Origin of the sequence: Mycobacterium sp. P7213 (assembly GCF_900604305.1) — a bacterium.
Lineage (GTDB): Bacteria > Actinomycetota > Actinomycetes > Mycobacteriales > Mycobacteriaceae > Mycobacterium.
Window position 1 is genome coordinate 1 of the sequence record NZ_UWOA01000048.1, and the last position, 19,358, is coordinate 19,358.

At 69.5% G+C, this 19,358-nt stretch carries 13 protein-coding genes, 1 tRNA gene, 1 other RNA gene and 1 pseudogene; 12 read left to right on the forward strand and 4 right to left on the reverse strand.

Annotated features, from left to right (window positions below):
* The 4 genes and pseudogenes from EJK91_RS22995 to EJK91_RS16985 form a co-directional block, all read left to right on the forward strand.
* Window positions 1-3,391: pseudogene (locus EJK91_RS22995) on the forward strand (PE family protein); the annotation flags it as partial.
* Between the two features lie 30 nt (window positions 3,392-3,421).
* Window positions 3,422-5,263 (forward strand): fatty acyl-AMP ligase, encoded by a 1,842-nt coding sequence (locus EJK91_RS16975; protein ID WP_125079502.1) that lies wholly within the window; start codon window positions 3,422-3,424, stop codon window positions 5,261-5,263.
* 95 nt (window positions 5,264-5,358) lie between these two features.
* Complete coding sequence (locus EJK91_RS16980; protein WP_164518001.1) at window positions 5,359-6,393, forward strand: ATP-dependent DNA ligase; 1,035 nt, start codon at window positions 5,359-5,361, stop codon at window positions 6,391-6,393.
* A gap of 1 nt (window position 6,394) precedes the next feature.
* Window positions 6,395-7,414, forward strand: a complete 1,020-nt coding sequence (locus EJK91_RS16985) for a DNA polymerase domain-containing protein (protein ID WP_125079504.1) — start codon at window positions 6,395-6,397, stop codon at window positions 7,412-7,414.
* On the opposite strand, the gene EJK91_RS16990 is transcribed toward EJK91_RS16985, so the two are convergent.
* Window positions 7,406-8,089 carry a TetR family transcriptional regulator gene (locus EJK91_RS16990; RefSeq protein WP_125079505.1) on the reverse strand — a complete coding sequence of 228 codons (684 nt, stop codon included), beginning with the start codon at window positions 8,087-8,089 and terminating at the stop codon, window positions 7,406-7,408. The two genes, EJK91_RS16985 and EJK91_RS16990, sit on opposite strands and share 9 nt — an antisense overlap.
* 56 nt (window positions 8,090-8,145) lie before the next feature.
* Here EJK91_RS16990 and EJK91_RS16995 point away from each other — a divergent pair, with 56 nt between their 5' ends.
* From EJK91_RS16995 to EJK91_RS17010, 4 genes are all read left to right on the forward strand, one after another.
* On the forward strand, window positions 8,146-8,622 hold the full coding sequence (locus tag EJK91_RS16995) for an MmpS family protein (RefSeq protein ID WP_051190286.1): 477 nt from the start codon (window positions 8,146-8,148) through the stop codon (window positions 8,620-8,622).
* Window positions 8,619-11,528, forward strand: a complete 2,910-nt coding sequence (locus EJK91_RS17000; RefSeq protein WP_125079506.1) for an MMPL/RND family transporter — start codon at window positions 8,619-8,621, stop codon at window positions 11,526-11,528. The genes EJK91_RS16995 and EJK91_RS17000 overlap by 4 nt, the downstream gene beginning before the upstream one ends.
* Window positions 11,529-11,744: 216 nt before the next feature.
* Window positions 11,745-12,218 (forward strand): DUF5078 domain-containing protein, encoded by a 474-nt coding sequence (locus EJK91_RS17005; protein ID WP_444850828.1) that lies wholly within the window; start codon window positions 11,745-11,747, stop codon window positions 12,216-12,218.
* Window positions 12,219-12,228: 10 nt separating this feature from the next.
* On the forward strand, window positions 12,229-12,792 hold the full coding sequence (locus EJK91_RS17010) for a hypothetical protein (RefSeq protein ID WP_125079507.1): 564 nt from the start codon (window positions 12,229-12,231) through the stop codon (window positions 12,790-12,792).
* Window positions 12,793-12,822: 30 nt separating this feature from the next.
* Here EJK91_RS17010 and EJK91_RS17015 read toward each other — a convergent pair whose 3' ends face one another.
* The 3 genes from EJK91_RS17015 to EJK91_RS17025 form a co-directional block, all read right to left on the reverse strand.
* Complete coding sequence (locus EJK91_RS17015; RefSeq protein ID WP_125079508.1) at window positions 12,823-14,151, reverse strand: DUF4226 domain-containing protein; 1,329 nt, start codon at window positions 14,149-14,151, stop codon at window positions 12,823-12,825.
* Between the two features lie 30 nt (window positions 14,152-14,181).
* Entirely contained in the window at window positions 14,182-14,901 is a 720-nt protein-coding gene (locus tag EJK91_RS17020) for a hypothetical protein (RefSeq protein WP_125079509.1), read from the reverse strand.
* Window positions 14,902-14,982: 81 nt separating this feature from the next.
* A tRNA-Ser gene (locus tag EJK91_RS17025) sits at window positions 14,983-15,068 on the reverse strand.
* A 146-nt stretch (window positions 15,069-15,214) separates the two neighbouring features.
* Between EJK91_RS17025 and ffs the strand changes: the two genes are divergently transcribed.
* The 4 genes from ffs (at window position 15,215) to EJK91_RS17045 (ending at window position 19,358) form a co-directional block, all read left to right on the forward strand.
* Window positions 15,215-15,309, forward strand: an RNA gene (gene ffs, locus EJK91_RS17030) — signal recognition particle sRNA small type.
* Window positions 15,310-16,638, forward strand: coding sequence for an aminotransferase class I/II-fold pyridoxal phosphate-dependent enzyme (locus tag EJK91_RS17035; protein ID WP_046300888.1), 1,329 nt, complete (start codon window positions 15,310-15,312; stop codon window positions 16,636-16,638).
* Window positions 16,639-16,736: 98 nt separating this feature from the next.
* Window positions 16,737-17,348 (forward strand): CHAP domain-containing protein, encoded by a 612-nt coding sequence (locus tag EJK91_RS17040; protein WP_125079510.1) that lies wholly within the window; start codon window positions 16,737-16,739, stop codon window positions 17,346-17,348.
* A gap of 54 nt (window positions 17,349-17,402) precedes the next feature.
* Window positions 17,403-19,358: a DNA polymerase III subunits gamma/tau gene (locus EJK91_RS17045; RefSeq protein ID WP_125079511.1), complete on the forward strand. Its 1,956-nt coding sequence runs from the start codon at window positions 17,403-17,405 to the stop codon at window positions 19,356-19,358.

Below are 19,358 nucleotides of genomic sequence, written 5' to 3' on the forward strand. Positions count from 1 at the left end.
CGCGACCAACGGCGCCGGCGGTGTCGGTGGCCAGGGCGGCGCGGCAGGTGCGGCCGGTAACGGCGGCAATGGCGGCGTGGGCACCGGCGGTGGGGCCGGCGCGGTGGCCGGCAGCGGCGGCAATGGCGGTGCCGGTGGACAGGCCGGGACGGCCGGGAGCGGCGGGCAGGGTGGTGTCGGCAACGGCACTCAGGCCTCGTCCGGAACCACCGGCAGTGCCGGCGGCGGCGGCAATGGCGGCCAGGGCGGCCGCGGCGGCGACGGCAAGATCGCGACCGACGGCACGGCACAGGTCGGCGGCGCCGGCGGTGCGGGCGGCAACGCCGGGCCGACCGGTAACGGTGGACGTGGTGGCGACGGCGGTGCGGGCTCGAACGGCGTCTCCGGTGCCGCGGGCAGTGGCCTGGCCGGCACCAACGGCGCGGTCGGCGGCGCCGGCGGTGCGGGCGGTGCGGGCGGCGCACTTTCCGGCAACGGCGGCGCCGGTGGTGTCGGCGGGCACGGCGGCAACGGTGGTGCCGGCGGTACCGGTATCAGCGGTGTCGACGGCACCGATGCGATTGCCGGCAGCGGCGGTAACGGCGGCAACGGCGGGGACGCCAGCGGTGTCGGCGGTAACGGCGGCGACGGCGCGGCCGGCGGTACCGGCGGTGCGGGCGGTGCGGCGGCCAACGGCATCGCGGGTGCGGCCGGTGTCGGCGGCATCGGCGGCGACGGCGGATCGGGCGGTAACGCCGGGACCGGCGGCCGCGGCGGTGACGGCGCCGGCGGTGGCGCCAATGCCGCCGCGGGTAACGGCGGCAACGGCGGTAAGGGTGGTGAAGGCCCCGGCGAGGGCGGTGCCGCGGGCCAGGGTGGCATGAGCGGTGACGGAGCTTCCCAGCGTGCCAACGGCACAGACGGGGTGGATGGACACGCGGGAACCGGCGGTGCCGGCGGTAACGGCGGTGTCGGTCAGGGCATGATCGGCGCCACCCCGCAGGCCGGCGGCGACGGCGGCACCGGCGGCCAGGGCGGTTCGACCGGCAATGGCGGTGCCGGCGGTAACGGCGGCGTGGGTGCGACCGGCGTGGCCGGCGTGACGGACGGTTCCGGCAACGGCACCAACGGTGGTGTCGGCGGGGCCGGCGGCAATGGCGGCGTCGGTGGCCTGGGCGGGAGTGTCTCGGGTAACGGCGGTGCCGGTGGCCAGGGCGGCGGCGGCGGCGCCGGTGGCGCCGGCGGCTCAGGCAAGGACGGGACTGCCGGCATCGATGCCACGGCGGGCAGCGGCGGCAACGGTGGTAACGGTGGTGACGCCACCGGTCACGGCGGCACCGGCGGGCAGGGCGGTGTCGGTGGCACCGGAGGTCTGGGCGGCGCGGCGGTAGGCATCGGCAACGCCGGGGTCGGCGGTGCCGGCGGTATCGGCGGTGCTGGCGGTGCGGCCGGTGACGGCGGTGACGGTGGCCGCGGCGGCAACGGTGCCGGTGGCGGCGCCAACGCCGTGGCCGGCTACGGCGGCAACGGCGGCAGCGCCGGTGCGGTAGGCCAGGCGGGCACCGGTGGGGCCGGCGGCTGGAACGCCGGACACACCAGCCAGGCGGCGACCGGTGCGCTCGGCGCAGCAGGCAGTGCGGACGGTGGCGCCGGCGGCAACGGCGGTACCGGCCAGGTGCTGGGCGGTGGGATCGCGCAGACCGGCGGCCGCGGCGGTGACGGTGGAAAGGCCGGCGATGTCGGTACTGGCGGGGCCGGCGGCAATGGTGGTGCCGGCGCCACCGGTAACACGGGCGTGGTCGACGCCAATGGCAACGGCACCAACGGCACCAACGGTGGCCTAGGCGGCAATGGCGGTATCGGCGGGGCTGGCGGCACCATCTCTGGTGACGGCGGTGCGGGCGGTAAGGGCGGCGCCGGTGGCAACGGTGGTGACGGCGGCAAGGGTGCCGACGCCAGCAGCGTGAGCGCCAACGGCGGAAACGGCGGCAACGCCGGCAGTGGCGGTGTGGGCGGCATCGGCGGCAACGGCGGCGCAGCGCACAACGGCGACGGCGGCGCTGGCGGTGCGGGCGGCGCGGCCGGCAATGCCGGTAACGGCGGCTGGGGCGGTAACGGTATCGGCGGTGGCGGCACCGCGATCGCCAGTAATGGCGGCAACGGCGGTACCGGTGGCGAGCGTGGTACCGCCGGAACCGGCGGTATCGGTGGTGCCGGCGGGGCCGGCGGCCACACCGGAGCCGACGGCCACACCGGTGCCACCGCCACGGGCGGCAACGGCGGCAACGGCGGGGCCGGCGGCAAGGGCGACGGCGTCACCGGCAACGTCGGCCAAGCCGGCGGCAACGGCGGTCTCGGCGGCGCGGCCGGCAGCCAGGGCAACGGTGGTAACGGCGGATCCGGCGGTGCCGGCGCGGTCGGCACCAACCCGGCCACCCCGACCCCGGGCGGGAGCAGCCCGAACGCGAACAGCGGCGGCGGGGGCAGTGACTGCGGTAGCACCACTGGAACTTCCTCGTGCACGGCCGGCACCGGCGGAGTCGGGACGGCTGGTAATAACGCCAATAACGGCGGGCACCTGCAGAACGGCGGCACCGGCGGCACCGGCGGCCGAGCCAACACCGGGGCCTGGCTGGGTGAGACCGCGACCGGCGGTAAGGGCGGTGCCGGTGGCAACGGCGGGGTGAGCGCCAACGGCGGCAACGGCGGCACCGGCGGCTACGGCTACGTCGGCGGTAGCTCTAGCTCCGCGGTCGGCGGTGCCGGCGGCACCGGCGGCAACGGTGGAGATGGCATCAGCGGGGTCACCGGCGGTGCCGGTGGTGCCGGTGGTGCCGGTGGTGCTGCCGGCTCGGTCTCCGGTGTCGGCGGTGACGGCGGCGTCGGTGGTGCCGGCGGTAACGGCGGCGACGGCACTAGCGGCGGCAACGGCGGCACCGGTGGCACTGGAGGCGAAGCACACATGCAAGCGCCCATCGCCGCCACCTCGGCGACTGGCGGCAAGGGTGGTACCGGCGGTGTCGGTGGTGATGGCGGCGATGCCGGTAACGGCGGGGCCGGTGGTGCTGGCGGCGCCGCGGGAGCGGCCGGCGGCCAGGGGGTGGCCGGTCAAGCCGGGCGCGGCGGTTTCGGCGGTGACGGCGGCCAAGCCGGCAACGGCGGTTCCGGCGGCAACGGCGGTGATGGTGGCGACGCCACGCGCAGCACTAGCTACGGCGACCGCAACGTGGGTGCCGGCGGTGGCGGCGGTGACGCGGGCACCGGCGGCACCGGCGCGCAGGGCGGTGCCGGTGGCGCCGGAGGACAGCAGGCCGACGGAACCTTCGCCCCCAACGGCAACAACGGCAATAACACCGCGAACGGCAACGACGGTTCCGCGGGCGGTAGCGGCAGCAGTGGCCACCAGGGATAGCCCACCCTCAGCGGGTTCTACAGTCGACGGATGACGCCCACCCCGGACACCCTGCTGGACCTGCTGCTGCAGCAGGCCGACCGCCGGGCCGATCAGGTTGCGTTTCGGTACTGCCCCGAAGGGGACGCCGAGCAGGGTCGGCTCAGCTACCGGGAGCTGGACACCAGGGCGCGCGCGATCGCGGCTGGCCTGCAACGCCACGGCGCTGCAGGCCAGCGGGTGCTGCTGTTCTGCCATCCGGGTCTGGATAGCGTCGCGGGCTTCTTCGGGTGCTTCTACGCGGGCGCCGTCGCGGTTCCGGTCGACGAGCAGTGGCCGACGAAGCGCGCGGCGGCCCTCATCCCGGACGCGCGCGCGGAGTTCGCACTGTCCACCGCCGACCGGCAGGACAAGCTGCGGGCCAAGGTGGACACCCTGGCCCCCGGGCCGCTGCACTGGGCGACCCTCGACGAACCGGAGGAAGATCCCGACAGCTGGATACTGCCGCCGTTGGACTCTCACATCCCAGCCGTGCTGCAGTACACCTCCGGTTCCACCGGCTCTCCCAAGGGTGTGGTGCTCAACCACCGCAATTACCTGCACAACCTGGCGGGCATGTGCGCGGCGTGGCGACTCGGCTTCGACGGCTCACCGAGCGACGACCCGACCATCGGGGTGTCCTGGCTGCCGAACTTTCACGACCTGGGCTTCGTCGGCGGTGTGCTGGCCCCGCTCTACATCGGCGGCACCATGGTGCTGCTGTCCCGCAGCGCGTTCTTCATGCGCCCGATCCGCTGGATGCAGGCCATGTCCCGCTACCGCGCCGAGATCAGCGCGGCCCCCAACCTGGGCTATCACCTGTGCGTCAAACGCACCAGCGAGGCCGAGCGCGCCGGCCTGGATCTGTCGCACTGGAAGGTCGCGGTCAACGGTGGTGACCCGGTGGATGTGGCCACCCTGGACAGCTTCGCCGAGACCTTCGCACCGGCGGGGTTCGCCCCGGAGGCGTTCCTGCCGGCCTACGGGCTGGCCGAGGCCACCCTGGCCGTCACCGGCGGATCCGCCGAACCCACGCCGATGGTGCGACACATCGACCGCGACGCGCTGGGGGAGGACCGTGTCGTGGACGCCGCACCCGGCGACGCCGGCACGGCGACACTGGTGGGCTGCGGTCGTCCCGGCGGCGGCCAGGACGTCGTCATCGTCGACCCGGACACCCGGCAGCGCTGCCCGGCCGACGGAGTGGGGGAGATCTGGGTGGCCGGACCCAGTGTCGCGCAGGGCTATTGGCGTCAGTCGCAGGAGACCGAGCGGGCGTTCGCGGCGGTGCTGGCCGACACCGGGCAGGGCCCGTTCCTGCGGACCGGGGATCGGGGATTCCTGCACGATGGTGAACTGTTCATCGTCGGCCGGTGCCAGGACCTGATCACCATCGACGGCACCCACTATTACCCCAGCGACATCGAGATGACTGTGCAGAACTGCGATCCGGTACTGCTGCCCGGCCGCGGCGCGGTCTTTGCGGTCCAACCGCGGTTCAACGCCGTCGAACAGTTGATGGTGGTGCAGGAGGTGCACCGCCATCACGAGGTCGAACTCGCCGGCGTCATCGACACGATCCGGGCCGCGATCGCCACCCATCACAAGATCGAGCCGCACGCGGTGCTGCTGGTAAAGCCGATGAGCATTCCCACCACGACCAGCGGCAAGATTCAGCGCAACGCCTGCCGGGAGAAGTTCCTCGGCCGCGAGCTGCAGTCGGTGGCGGAATGGCGCGCGGATCCACCGGGTGGCCGGGGCGTCGACAAGCAACAGGTGAAGGCTGGTCTGGCCCGGGCCATCGGCGGGATGCTGGTGCGCCGCTACTGGGAGCCCCCCGAAACCGGGGTATAGCCGCACAGCGAACCCTGCTGTCGCTCAAAGGCGGGCAACAGACACATCCCTTGCTCGTCGTGGCTGCTGTGACAGATGGGGCCGCAGCCTCCATTATGGAGACCATGGGCCTGCCTGTGGTGCCGCCGGTCGATCCGATGCTGGCCAAGGCGGCCGCCAAGGTTCCTGAGGACGCGGGCCGCTGGTCCTACGAACCCAAATGGGACGGCTTCCGCGCCATTGTGTTCCGCGACGGCGATGAGGTGCTGCTGCAGTCCCGCAACGGCAAACCGCTGAGCCGCTACTTCCCCGAACTGCTGGAGGCGCTGCGCGCCGAGACCGCCCCGCGCTGCGTGCTCGACGGCGAAGTCGTGGTGCCGCGCCAGATCGGCGGGCGGACCCGGCTGGACTGGGACTCGCTGAGCCAGCGGATTCACCCCGCCGAGAGCCGGGTGCGGTTGCTGGCCGAACAGACCCCCGCGCAGTTTATCGCCTTCGACGCATTGGCCACCGGTTCGGCCGCGCTGCTCGACGAACCCTTTCGGGAGCGGCGCGCGGCGCTGGCCGAGCTCATCACCGGCGGCGCCGGCTGTCACATCACCCGGGCCACCGCCGACCCCGAACAGGCCACCCGCTGGCTCACCACGTTCGAAGGCGCCGGGTTGGACGGGGTGGTCGCGAAGCGGAATGACGGGCCGTACCTGCCCGGCAAGCGCGAGATGGTCAAGGTCAAACACCACCGGGACGCTGACTGCGTGGTGATGGGGTATCGCATCCACAAGAGCGGGGTCGGCATCGGTTCGCTGTTGCTGGGCCTGTATCGCCCCGACGGCGAGCTGGCGATGGTGGGCGGCTCGTCGGCGTTCACCGATGCCGATCGGCGCAAGCTCCAGACCGAGCTGGAGCCGTTGCGTCTCGGTGAGGTCCGCGACGGCGAACCGAGCCGGTGGAACTCCGCCGCCGACAAACAGTGGGTCCCGATCCGGCCCGAGCGCGTCGCCGAGGTCGCCTATGACCAGATGGAAGGGGACCGCTTTCGGCACACCGTGAAACTGCTGCGGTGGCGCCCCGACCGGGACCCGGCCAGCTGCACCTTCGATCAGCTCGAGGTGCCGCTGAACTACGACCTCGCCGACGTGCTGGAGACCTGAGATGGCCGGTCCCGAGGAGTTGCTGGTCGGTGGCACCGCCGTCCGCTTCACCAGCGGTGACAAGGTGTACTTCCCCCGGCTGGGTGCGGGCGGCACCAAGCGGGCGCTGGCCGACTACTACCTGGCGGTGGCGACCGGGCCGCTGCTGCACGCCCTGGCCGACCGGCCCAGCCATCTGCAGCGGTTCCCGGACGGCATCGACGGGGACGAGGTCTACCAGAAGCGGCTGCCGCGTTCGCACCCGGACAACGTGGAGTCCTGCCGGGTGACGTTTCCCTCCGGGCGTACCGCAGACGTGCTCAAGGTCACCCGGCCCGCCGACATCCTGTGGGCCGTGCAGATGAGCACCGTGACATTCCATCCCTGGCCGGTGCGCTGTCCCGACACCGACCACCCCGACGAGCTGCGCATCGACCTGGACCCGCAGCCGGGCACCGGTTTCGCGCAGGCCCGTGCGGTCGCGCTGGAGGTGGTGCGCCCGCTGCTCGACGAGCTCGGGCTCATCGGCTACGTCAAGACCTCCGGCGGCCGCGGCCTGCACGTCTACCTACGGATCAAGACCGACTGGGATTTCATCGAGGTCCGCCGGGCCGGCATTGCCCTGGCCCGCGAGATCGAGCGGCGCGCACCGGAGGCGGTCACTGCCTCGTGGTGGAAGGAAGAACGCGGCGCGCGGATCTTCGTCGACTTCAACCAGAATGCCCGGGATCGCACCATGGCATCGGCCTACTCGGTGCGGGCCACGCCGATCGCCACCGTGTCCACGCCGTTGACCTGGGATGAGCTGGCCGACGGCGCCGATCCCGACGACTTCACGATCAGCACCGTGCCGGACCTGATCGCACGGCGTGGAGACCCGTGGAGCGCCATCGACGACGTCGAGCAGTCCCTCGAGCCGCTGCTGGACATGGTGGCAACCGACGAGGCCCGCGGGTTGGGGGACCTGCCCTACCCGCCGAACTACCCGAAGATGCCGGGCGAACCCAAGCGGGTGCAGCCCAGCCGGGCGAAATCAGACTGACGGCTCCAACAGTCCGATGCAGGTGGCGGTGAGCAGCCGGGTCAATGCGGTGGTGAAGTCCAGATTCCACTCCGGTGGCACCTGCCGCTCCGCGGCATAGGCGTCGGCCAGTTTGGTCGGTGGGTGCGCCACCTGCCACAGCGGCGCTGCCAGTGAATAGGACGCCAGCAACAGGTCGAAGGCACCTTGCTTGCCCAGCCGGGGGAGCGCCTGCAGCAGGGCGTCGGCCATGGTCAGCCCCGCCGCGGTGATCTTTCGGCGGATCTCGATCACCCGCTCGGCGTCTACCTCATGGTCAAGGTGTAAGTGCAGATTGGCCAGCATGTCGCAGAACAACGGGTCTGCGGCCAACCCGCCGGCCAGGGTGGCGGCCACCCGGTCCGGCGACATCGTCTCGGACCGTTGCAGCGCGGTGCAAACGGTGTTTGACCAGCCCTCCCAGCTCTCGGCGGCCAGTCGCAGCAGCACCTCTTTGTGCGAGCTGAAGTAACGCCGTACCGCCGAGTGGTGCACCCCGGCCCTGCGGGCCACCGCGGTCAGGGTCACCGATGCCACGCCGGTCTCTGTGGCCACCGAGCGGGCGGCCTCCATCAACGCTTCAGCCCGCTGACGCTTGTTCGCGTCGCTGCGGGCGCGTTGGAAGGCGACCTGACGCACAGCGAGAGGATAACGCACACAATGTGCGTTGCGGGCCTCCGTGGGAGTGCTGTAGCGTGCGTTTACGCACGTTGATGTGGGTTAGGGTATCCAAAGTTTGCTGGTGTGAGGGGACTTCGATTTTCAAGGTACTGAGCCGGGTGTGGATACCCCTGGTCATAGTGGCTGTGGTCTGTGTCGCCGCGTTCACCGTGACGCGCATCCACGGCCTGTTCGGCTCGGAGAAGCGCCCCTCCTATTCAGACGGCCAGAACGACGAGACCAAACCGTTCAACCCCAAGCGGTTGACCTATGAGATCTTCGGCCCGCCCGGAACGGTCGCCGACATCAGCTATTTCGACGTCAACTCCGAGCCGCAGCGGGTCCAGGACGTCGCGCTGCCGTGGCAGCTCGAAATCGTCACCACGCTTCCGTCTGTGGTGGGAAGCATCATGGCGCAGGGCAATAGCAACAGCATCGGCTGCCGTATCACCGTGGACGGAGAGGTGAAGGCGGAACGGATCTCCAACGAGGTCAACGCCTACACCTTCTGCCTGCTGAAGGCGGCATGAGCCAGCTCGGTACACCTCGCACCGGCGAGCGGCCGGAGCGACCGTTCATCGCGCGGACCATCCGCCGGTGCGCCATACCGATCATCTTGGGGTGGCTGGCGCTGATCGCGGTGCTCGTTGCCACCGTCCCGCCGCTGGAAGAGGTCGGCAAGCAGAACGCCGTGTCGGCGAGCCCTAAAGACGCTCCCTCCATGCAGGCCATGACCGAGATGGGCAAGGTCTTTCAGGAGTCGGACTCCGACAGCACCGCGATGATCGTGCTGGAGGCCGACCACGAACTGGGCGACGCCGAGCACGAGTACTACGCCGAAGTGGTCGAGAAGCTCAAGGCCGACACCGCCCACGTCCAGCACGTGCAGGACTTCTGGGGTGACCCGATGACCGCCGTCGGCGCCCAAAGCGCTGACGGCCGAGCGACTTACGTGCAGTTGAACCTGGTCGGCAATATCGGCCAGGCGGCGGCGAACGACTCCATCGCCGCAGTCCGCGAAATCGTGGACTCGGTCCAGACGCCGCCGGGGCTGACCGTTTATGTCACCGGCACCGCGGCCCTGGCCGCCGACATGAACCATGCCGGCGACAAGTCGATGTTCAAGATGATGGTGGTCACCATCCTGGTGATCCTGACCATGCTGTTGCTCGTCTACCGGTCGGTCATCACGGTGGCGCTGCTGCTGGGCATGGTCTACATGGAGCTGAATGCCGCCAGCGGCGTGGTGGCATTCATGGGCCACCACCACTGGGTGGGGTTGACCACGTTCGCCGTCAACCTACTGGTCTCGCTGGCGATCGCCGCCGGCACCGACTACGCGATCTTTCTGATCGGCCGCTATCACGAGGCGCGCCAAGCCGGCGAGGACCGGGAATCGGCGTACTACACGGCTTTTGAAGGCGTCGCGCACGTCATCCTGGGATCCGGTCTGACCATCGCCGGAGCGGTGTTCTGTCTGCACTTCACCCGGATGCCCTACTTCGTCACGCTGGGCATTCCGTGCGCGGTGGGCATGCTGGTCTCGGTGTTCGCGGCGTTGACGCTGGGCCCGGCGATCATCACGGTCGGCAGCCGGTTCGGCCTGTTCGACCCCAAGCGCGCGACCAGCACCCGCGGCTGGCGGCGGGTGGCGACGGTGATCGTCCGCTGGCCCGGCCCGGTTCTGGTCGCCTCCCTGGCGGTCGCGGCGGTCGGCCTGCTGGCGCTGCCGGGATATCAGCCGGCCTACGACGACCGGAAATACATTCCCTCCGACATCCCCGCCAATGAGGGCTTCAACGCCGCGGACCGGCACTTCTCGCAGTCCCGGATGATGCCCGAGGTGCTGTTGATCGAGGCCGACCACGACCTGCGCAACCCGTCGGACTTCCTGATCATCGACAAGCTGGCCAAGTCCATCTTCAAGGTCGTCGGGATCTCCCGGGTACAGGCCATCACCCGTCCGCAGGGCACCACGCTGGAACACACCTCGATCCCGTTCCAGATCAGCATGCAGAACGCGGGCCAACTGCAGACCATGCAGTTCCAGAAGAAGCGCATGGACGACATGCTGACCCAGGCCGAGGCCATGGAGCAGACCATCGCCACCATGCGCCAGATGTACGGCCACATGAGCCAATTGGCCGGCATCACCCACGAGATGGTCATCGACATGGATGACCTACAGGCCCAGATCTACGAGATTCGGGACCACATCGCCGATTTCGAGGACTTCTGGCGGCCGATCCGCAATTACTTCTACTGGGAACCGCACTGCTACGACATCCCGATCTGCTTCTCGCTGCGCTCGGCGTTCGACATGGTCGACAGCGTTGACCCGATGAGCGAGAGCATGGACAAGATGATCGCGCACATGGGTGACATGGATGCCCTGATGCCGCAGATGCTGAGCACCTTCCCGCCGATGATCGACACCATGGAGACCATGCGGATCATGATGCTGACGATGCACAGCACCATGTCCGGGATCTTCGCGCAGATGGACGAGATGAGCGACAACGCCACTGCGATGGGCAAGGCGTTCGACGAGTCCAAGAACGACGATTCGTTCTACCTGCCGCCGGAGGTGTTCGAGAACCCGGACTTCAAGCGGGCCATGAAGATGTTCATCTCCCCGGACGGCAAGGCCGTTCGGATGATGATCTCGCATCGGGGCAATCCGGCTACCGCCGAAGGCATCTCGCACATCGACAAGATCCGGACCGCGGCCGAGGAAGGGCTCAAGGGCACGCCGCTCGAAGACGCCAAGATCTATCTCGGCGGGACCGCGTCGCTGTTCAAGGACATGCACGACGGTTCCAACTATGACCTGCTGATCGCCGGAATCGCCTCGCTGTGCCTGATTTTCATCATCATGCTGCTGATCACTCGCGCCCTGATCGCCGCGTTGGTGATCGTCGGCACCGTGGCGTTGTCGCTGGGTGCGTCGTTCGGGCTGTCGGTGCTGTTCTGGCAGTACATCATCGGTATTCAGCTGCACTGGCTGGTGCTGGTGATGAGCGTGATCGTCCTGCTGGCGGTGGGGTCGGACTACAACCTGATGCTGGTCGCCCGGTTGAAAGAGGAGATGCACGCCGGGCTGCATACCGGCATCATCCGGGCGATGGGCGGCACCGGGAAGGTGGTGACCTCGGCTGGACTGGTGTTCGCCTTCACCATGGCGTCGATGGCCGTCAGTGACCTGCGCATCATCGGGCAGATCGGCACCACCATCGGTCTGGGGCTGATGTTCGACACGCTGATCGTGCGGGCGTTCATGACGCCGTCGATCGCGGCGCTGCTGGGACGCTGGTTCTGGTGGCCGATCAACGTGCTGCCGCACGTCGGTGGGAAAGCCGCCCGGCATCGAGAGGCCGCCGCCCTGGCTCGCGGCGAGGGCTCGGAGGACACCGAGGAGCTGGCCCACAACCGGTAGCCGGTGTGAGCGATCGCATGCGCAGGGAGCCGGAAAACAATTAGGTAGCATGGCTAAAGTTATGTAGCATTGCTTACCGAGTTCGGATGGCTGAGCGACCCTTTTAATGGCGCATTCGCCTCACCTGCTTCACCCGACTCAGCGGTCTCACCGGCGGGTTTAGCGTCCCAGAACTGACAGAGTGAAAGGGTCCGGGGAATGGCTACAGTGGACTCCATGCGTACGCACCGCTCGCTACTGAGGGGCATCGTCGTGACCGCTGCCGCCGTCGGCGCAGCCGTGACCGCGGTGCTGCTGCCCGCCACCGCCTCCGCCGACGCGACCGACGACTTCCCGATCCCGCGTCGGGTGATCCGCACCGACTGCAGTGCCGAGCAGATGCTGGCCGCCAGCCGCGACCTGTCGCCGATCTACTACGAGCGCTACATGATCGACATGCACAACAAACCGGTCCAGGTGCAGCAGGCCACCATCGACAAGATGCACTGGTTCTTCTCGCTGAACCCCGAGCAGCGCCGGGCCTACTCCGAGGAGTTGGCGACCAACTTCGCCGACCCGCTGACGGTGTCGTGGCCCAACCACGCCAAGATCTTCTTCAACAACAAGGGTGTCGTCGCCAAGTCGACCGAGGCTTGCAGTCAGTACCCGCGCGACGACATGTCGGTGTGGGACTGGGCCCCCAAGCCGTAACAGGAGACCGATGAACGGTTCCATCCGTCGAGTCATGCGGGTTCTGCTCGTCGCCGGCGCGGCGGGCGGCCTGCTGCTCGCGGCCCCGGGAGGAACTGCGGGGGCGCAGCCTGCGGGGTTCCCCGATTTTGACGACTTCACCGCGGTCCCGGTGGACAACTACATCTCCACGGGCCCCAAGGGGCCGGGACGCTGGGTGAACTTCTCCACGCCCTACAACGTCGCCTGCCAATTCGACGCCATCGACCCGCCCGCGGGATCGTCGCAGGCCATCATGTGCGACGGCGACATGCCGGGCCTGGCCAACGCGCCGCTGGGCTCGGGCCCCCCGGTGCCGGGCGGGTGTGTGATCGGGACGGTGCGCTCCCAGGGCGCGGCGGGCCTGCGGCTGAACCGCGAATCGACCGGTTGCGGCCGCCAGTTCTCCAACGGAGCTTTCCTGGGCGTCGGGCAGAAGCTGTCGTACGGCAACGTCACCTGTGCGGTGGGCACCGACCAGCTCGTCGCCTGCCTGGACACCTCGCTGGGCCATCACGGGTTCGTGCTGAGCCCCTCGGGCAGCACGGCGTTCTAGGGGTTCTAGGCCTTCCCGGGCCCGTCGGCGCTACCGGTCGATGGTGAACGTGGTGGTGTAGGTCCGCGGGTGATAGGGCGGCGGCGGGGCATCTGGCCCGACCGGCCAGCCCTCAGGCGTCGGCCACGTGCTGACCCGCATCGTGACCTGCTCTTGTCCGTTGGGAAGCGTCTCGACATTGACGATGCTCGGCCCGTACGGGACGGCCGGCTGATTGCCGGGGCTCGGGATGAAACCGGGGCCGGTGAGGTCTTGCGGGGGAGCCTGCAGCAGGCCCTGGGGGCTGCCCGCGGTGACGCCCACGACCTGGCCGCCATCGCTCGCGCTGGCCAACAGATACCCGCCTTGGGGCAGCGGCACGATCTGGTTCTCCCGGTTGGCGGGCCCGAGATTGTTGAAGGCGCCGACCTCATGCAGGCTGTTCATCCAGGCATGAGGCGGGTCGCCGGCAGCGACCGGAGCCGACTGCCACAGGGCGCGCTGACCGTCTTGCCCCACGTTTCCGACGATCATCATGGTCCCGGAGGCCGGGTCGTAGACACCGCTGGCCTGCGAGATGCCCACCTTGGTGTCTGAGCCGAGCGGGGTGCCCAGCAGCGGTCCCAGATCCGTTGCCGGATCGGCCAGGTTCTGCACCCGAGATTCCGGGGCGATGTAGTTGTCCGGTGAGGTCCCGGGCCCGTACGGCCGGACACTGTAGAACGCGTATTGCTGACCGTCGGGGCCGACCGCGGTGCCGGTCGGCAGTGCCCGGAAACCGTCATCGACGGGAAACGGGTTATCGATGTCGGGCTGTCCGGGGAGCTGCAGGCGGGGGTGGCCGCTCTCCGGGTCCCCGGTGATGACGATGCCGGTGCCCGGGATCGTCGCGCCCAGGTCATAGGGCGAACCGTCCTGCTTCTCCGGCATCGGTGGGCTGCCCACGCCCGCGATCGTGGGGTCGTGCTGGCCGTCGGCCGGAATCGTGTTGTCCACCAGGCGGATATGCGGGTCCTGACCGTCCGCGCCGCTGCCCAGCCGGTAGTCATTGGTCAAGGTCTGCACCAGCTGCGTCCGATGCCGGCTGTCGGTGGCGGCGTCGGAGACCACCCGGTGGATCTCGCGGGTCTTGGCGGTCAGGAATCGCTGGAACTGGCGGGACCCGGCGGGGGTGTCCAGGCCTGGCCAGGTGGCGGCCGACTCGCGGATCTCGGACTCGATGGCGTCGAGGCGTTGCCGCGAACTCACGGTGTTGCGCACGGCCTGCTGCAGGATGGTCTGGAACTGTTTGTCGGCCGCTACCGATGCCGCCAGCCGGTTCGCGAGCTCCACTTCACGCGCGCGCGCCGCATCCGCGAAGCCACCGAGGTTCTCGGCCATAGCGAACAGGGTAGCCGGGCGGGATCGGGCTTACTGGTCCTTTTTCGCCCGGCGCTTGCCGGACGGGCGCAGCTTGCCCGCGTCGGTTGGGGCCGGCTCGTCGGCGTCGACGCCCGTCGACTCGAGGATCTCGGTGGCGTCGGGCTCGCCATCGGCCTCGGCCTCGTCGGCGTCAGCGTCCTCGGGCTCATTCGCGGCCTCGTCATCGACCTTGGTCTCGTCGGCGTCAGCGTCCTCGGTCTTCGCGTCGCCGGACTTCTTGCCCCGGCGCCGACCCTGCTTGGGCTGCTTTTCGACCTTGGGTTTGAGCGGTTTGGGCGGCGGCGGAGGCATTTCGGCGACGAATGCCAGATAGAACGCACCGATCCCCAACAGGGCGATCGCGGCTGCGGCCCCGTAGATCCCGAACAGCCACACGCCGAAGCTGTCCAGCGACAGCCAGATCTCACTGACCGCGGTGCCGACGATCAGCGCTGCGGCCACCAGATGCGCCACGATCGAGCCGGTCCGCAGTGTCAGCGCAAGCTGCGGGGTGCCGTACTCGGGCTTGCGGGACTGCTTCAACACCGCCGCCACCGGCAGGGCCATCCCCGCGACCAGCAGTCCGAGGAGAACTCGCATCACGGTGCCCAACACATGCGGGCTGAAGCCGGTCAGCTCCCACCACCGCGGCAGGACGAAGAGGAAATACAGGATGGCGGCGAGAGTCGAGAGCGACGCGTGCCAAACCGTGGCGACGGTACGACTCACGCCACCTCCCATGCTCGTCAGCTAGTGATTCAGGTGCGACCGGACCGTGATCTGTCGGTCCGGCCGCACCTGAATCGGGTGCGGAGGATAGGGGATTTGAACCCCTGAGGGCTATTAACCCAACCCGCGTTCCAGGCGAGCGCCATAGGCCACTAGGCGAATCCTCCGTCGGCAATGGTAGCTGAGTCCGTTGCATGCCCCGCGCGCCGCTCGTCCTGCCAGGCTTAGCCGCGCTCGCGACCACCGCTGTGCCCGGTGGCGGCGGCCCGCAGCGCCCGGCTTCGCCGCGCTCGCGACCACCGCTAGACTTGCCCGTGGACCCCGCGCGGCGTCCATCCTGTGAACTCCCCCAGGGCCGGAAGGCAGCAAGGGTCAATGGGCTCTGGCGGGTGCGCGGGGTCCCCTTATATGTCGGGCCTTCGCCGGCTGATTGCGCTTGATAAGGGACTTGAAAGGTACGTCGTGTCGCTGCATACCCTCGCCCCTGCCGACCTGACCGCGCAATATGAGCGCTACCAGCAGGACTACGCCGAGCTGCAGGCCAAGAAGCTGTCGCTGGACCTCACCCGCGGTAAGCCGTCACCCGAGCAGCTCGACCTGGCCAATGGCCTGCTGGCCCTGCCGGGCCCCGATGACTACCGCGGCGACGACGGCACCGACACCCGCAACTACGGCGGTCTGCATGGTCTGCCCGAGCTGCGCTCCATCTTCGGGGAGCTGCTGGGCATCGCGGTGCCCAACCTGATCGCCGGCAACAACGCCAGCCTCGAGTTCATGCACGACGTCATCGTCTTCTCGATGCTGCACGGCGGGGTGGACTCGCCGCGGCCGTGGGGGCAGGAGCCGGCCGTCAAGTTCTTGTGCCCGGTCCCTGGCTATGACCGGCACTTCGCGATCACCGAGACCATGGGCATCGAGATGATCCCGGTCCCCATGCGCGAGGACGGCCCGGACGTCGACCTGATCGAAGAACTCGTCGCCGCCGACCCGGCGATCAAGGGCATGTGGACCGTGCCGGTGTTCGGCAACCCGACCGGTATCACCTACTCCTGGGAGACCGTGCGCCGGCTGGTGCAGATGAAGACGGCCGCACCCGACTTCCGGCTGTTCTGGGACAACGCCTACGCGGTGCACACCCTGACCACCGACTTCCCCCACCAGATCGACGTGCTGGGGCTGGCCGCCGCCGCGGGCAACCCGAACCGGCCGTACGTGTTCGCCTCCACCTCGAAGATCACCTTCGCGGGCGCCGGCGTCAGCTTCTTCGGTGGCTCGCTGGGCAACATCGCCTGGTACCTGCAGTACGCCGGGAAACGCTCGATCGGCCCGGACAAGGTCAACCAGCTGCGGCACCTGCGGTTCTTCGGTGACGCCGACGGTGTGCGGCTGCACATGCGACGCCATCAGGAGATCCTGGCGCCCAAGTTCGAGTTGGCCGCCGAGATTCTTCAGAACCGGCTCGGTGACGCCAAGATCGCGTCGTGGACCGACCCCAAAGGCGGCTACTTCATCAGCCTGGACGTACTGCCGGGCACCGCTCGGCGCACCGTGGCGCTGGCCAAGGACGCCGGCATCGCGGTCACCGAAGCCGGTGCCTCGTTCCCCTACCGCAAGGACCCCGAGGACAAGAACATTCGGATCGCCCCGTCGTTCCCGTCCACCGAGGACCTGCGCAACGCCGTCGACGGTCTGGCCACCTGCGCCCTGCTGGCCGCCGCCGAACACCTGCTGGGCTGACACATTGCGGAATTCGGCGTCGGTGCGGCCGTCGCCGAATAGAGTTTTTTGACAGTTGATTCAGCAAACCCGTTGATTTGCCGGTGGAGGCGCGAGAAATGTCGATCAAGGTCGGTGCCTTCGGCTGCGCGGTGATGGCGCTAGGGCTGCTGGGTCTGGGCCAGGTTCCGGCGGCGCAGGCCGGACCGGAACGGCCGGTCGAACCGCCGTCGGTGCCGGCCGCCGATCCCATTGCCGCCGAAGCGGAACTGTTGCCGCCGAGGGCCGCCGAACAACTCGATGCCTTTCGCCACGATGCCGCCGAGGGCGCACTGGGAAATCCGGTGATGTATGGCGACGGCCAGTGTTATCCGCTGGTGCAGCAATACATCCAGACGCTCGGTTCATGGCGCAACAGAGACCCCAGCGGCAATGCCTTCGATCTCTACGAGCATTTCCCCACCAACGGTCTGGGCCAATACTTCGACCAGGTGCCGTTCGACGGTGGTCTGAACGCACCGCGGGTCGGGGACGTCGTGGTCTACGGCCCCGGCGGGTTTGTCAGTGAACACGGGCATGCCGGGGTGGTCACGGCGGTGCGGGGCAGCGGCAGCCTGCTGCGCTATGAGGTCGCCGAACAGAACTCCGGCGGCCGGTTGTTCGTGACGCTGAACTGGCGTGACGTCGGGCCCATGTGGAACACGCTGGGGTATCTGCGCCCGAAACCGTAGTGCTTCGCCTGCCGGGCCTGCACTCGCGTCGGGCTGAGCAAGTACCCTGCTGGCGTGGCGCTCTACCGCAAATACCGGCCGGCATCCTTCGCCGAAGTGGTGGGGCAGGAGCACGTCACCGAACCCCTGTGCACGGCGTTGTCGGCGGGCCGGATCAACCACGCCTACCTGTTTTCGGGACCTCGTGGCTGCGGTAAGACCTCGTCGGCGCGCATCCTGGCCCGATCGCTGAACTGTGCGCAGGGGCCGACCCCGACGCCGTGCGGAACCTGCGACTCGTGCGTGGCGTTGGCCCCCAACGGCCCGGGCAGCATCGACGTCGTCGAACTCGACGCGGCCAGCCACGGCGGGGTCGACGACACCCGCGATCTGCGCGATCGCGCCTTCTACGCTCCCGCCCAGTCGCGCTACCGAATCTTCATCATCGACGAAGCGCACATGGTGACCACCGCGGGTTTCAACGCGCTGCTCAAGATCGTCGAGGAGCCGCCCGACCACCTGATCTTCGTGTTCGCCACCACCGAACCGGAGAAGGTGCTGCCCACTATCCGCAGCCGCACCCATCACTATCCGTTCCGGCTGCTGGCGCCGCGCACCATGCGCGAGCTGATCGGAAGAATCTGCGAGCAGGAGCGCGTCGCCGTCGATGACGCGGTATATCCGCTGGTGATCCGTGCCGGCGGCGGCTCGCCCCGCGACACCCTCTCCGTGCTCGACCAACTGCTGGCCGGCTCGGAGCCCATGCCCGGCAGCCCCGACACCAGCCACGTGCGCTACCAGCGGGCGCTGGGCCTGTTAGGCGCCACCGACGTCGCCCTGATCGACGAGGCGGTCGACGCCTTGGCCGCCGGGGATGCCGCATCGCTGTTCGGAGCGGTGGAGGCGGTCGTTGACGCCGGCCACGACCCGCGCCGGTTCGCCATCGACCTGCTGGAGCGGTTCCGCGACCTGATCGTGCTGCAGGCGGTCCCCGACGCGGTCGCCAAAGGCGTGGTCGACGCACCGGAAGACATCCTGGAACGCATGCAGGAGCAGGCCGCCCGGATCGGTTCGGCCACCCTGGCCCGCTACGCCGAGGTGGTGCACGCCGGGCTCGGGGAGATGCGCGGCGCGACCGCTCCCCGGTTGTTGCTGGAGGTGGTGTGCGCCCGGCTGCTGCTGCCCTCGGCCGCCGACACCGAAGCCGCACTGCTGCAACGGATTGAGCGCATCGAGGGCCGACTGGACATGTCGATCCCGGCGGCACCTGCGCGTACCGGAGCCGTCTCCTCCGCGAGCTCGCCGTCTCCGGCCGCTGCGCCGGCCGCGTCATCGGGCAAGCAGTTCACCCGCCGTTCTGCCCGGACCACCGAGCCCGCATCCGCGCCCGCACCCRCGCCCGCACCCGAGCCGGTGCCCGTCGCCGCACCCGCCCCCGAGCCGGTGCCGCCACCCGCCGCGGCGGCAGTGCCCGAACCCGAACCTGTTGCGCCACCTGCTCCGGCCCCCGCGCCGCCGGCTGAACCGGAGCCCGCTGCGGCGCCGCCGGCGCCCGCACCCGCTGCGGCAGCCACCCCGGGCGAGCCCGACGCCGCCGCCGTGCGCGCGATGTGGACCACGGTCCGCGAAAAGGTGCGCCGACGCAGCCGCTCGACCGAGGCGATGCTGGCCGACGCGACGGTGCGCACCGTGGACGGCAACACCTTGGTGCTGACCCACGGAACGGCCTCGCTGGCCAGGCGACTCTCCGAACCGCGCAACACCGACGTCATCACCGAGGCCCTCAAGGACGCCCTCGGGGTGAACTGGCGGGTGCGCTGCGAGGCCGGCGGACCACCTCCGGACGCCGGCCACTCGGCGGCGCCCGCTCAGGTCGACGTGGAATCGGCGCGGCGCGCCGACGAGGAGGCCATGCTGGCCGAGGCGGCCGTCGATGCCGGTTCGGAGGCCCCGCCCCGCCGCGACCCCGAAGAAGCGGCACTGGAGTTGTTGCAGAACGAGTTGGGCGCCCGCCGGATCAGCGGCGACTGA

What these genes read in the sequence shown, in the direction of transcription:
- EJK91_RS16975 (WP_125079502.1), top strand. Translation starts at nt 3,422, where the DNA reads ATGACGCCCACCCCGGACACCCTGCTGGACCTGCTGCTGCAGCAGGCC.
- EJK91_RS16980 (WP_164518001.1), top strand. Translation starts at nt 5,359, where the DNA reads ATGGAGACCATGGGCCTGCCTGTGGTGCCGCCGGTCGATCCGATGCTG.
- EJK91_RS16985 (WP_125079504.1), top strand. Translation starts at nt 6,395, where the DNA reads ATGGCCGGTCCCGAGGAGTTGCTGGTCGGTGGCACCGCCGTCCGCTTC.
- EJK91_RS16995 (WP_051190286.1), top strand. Translation starts at nt 8,146, where the DNA reads ATGTGGGTTAGGGTATCCAAAGTTTGCTGGTGTGAGGGGACTTCGATT.
- EJK91_RS17000 (WP_125079506.1), top strand. Translation starts at nt 8,619, where the DNA reads ATGAGCCAGCTCGGTACACCTCGCACCGGCGAGCGGCCGGAGCGACCG.
- EJK91_RS17005 (WP_444850828.1), top strand. Translation starts at nt 11,745, where the DNA reads ATGCGTACGCACCGCTCGCTACTGAGGGGCATCGTCGTGACCGCTGCC.
- EJK91_RS17010 (WP_125079507.1), top strand. Translation starts at nt 12,229, where the DNA reads ATGAACGGTTCCATCCGTCGAGTCATGCGGGTTCTGCTCGTCGCCGGC.
- EJK91_RS17015 (WP_125079508.1), bottom strand. Translation starts at nt 14,151, where the DNA reads ATGGCCGAGAACCTCGGTGGCTTCGCGGATGCGGCGCGCGCGCGTGAA.
- EJK91_RS17035 (WP_046300888.1), top strand. Translation starts at nt 15,310, where the DNA reads ATGTCGGGCCTTCGCCGGCTGATTGCGCTTGATAAGGGACTTGAAAGG.
- EJK91_RS17040 (WP_125079510.1), top strand. Translation starts at nt 16,737, where the DNA reads ATGTCGATCAAGGTCGGTGCCTTCGGCTGCGCGGTGATGGCGCTAGGG.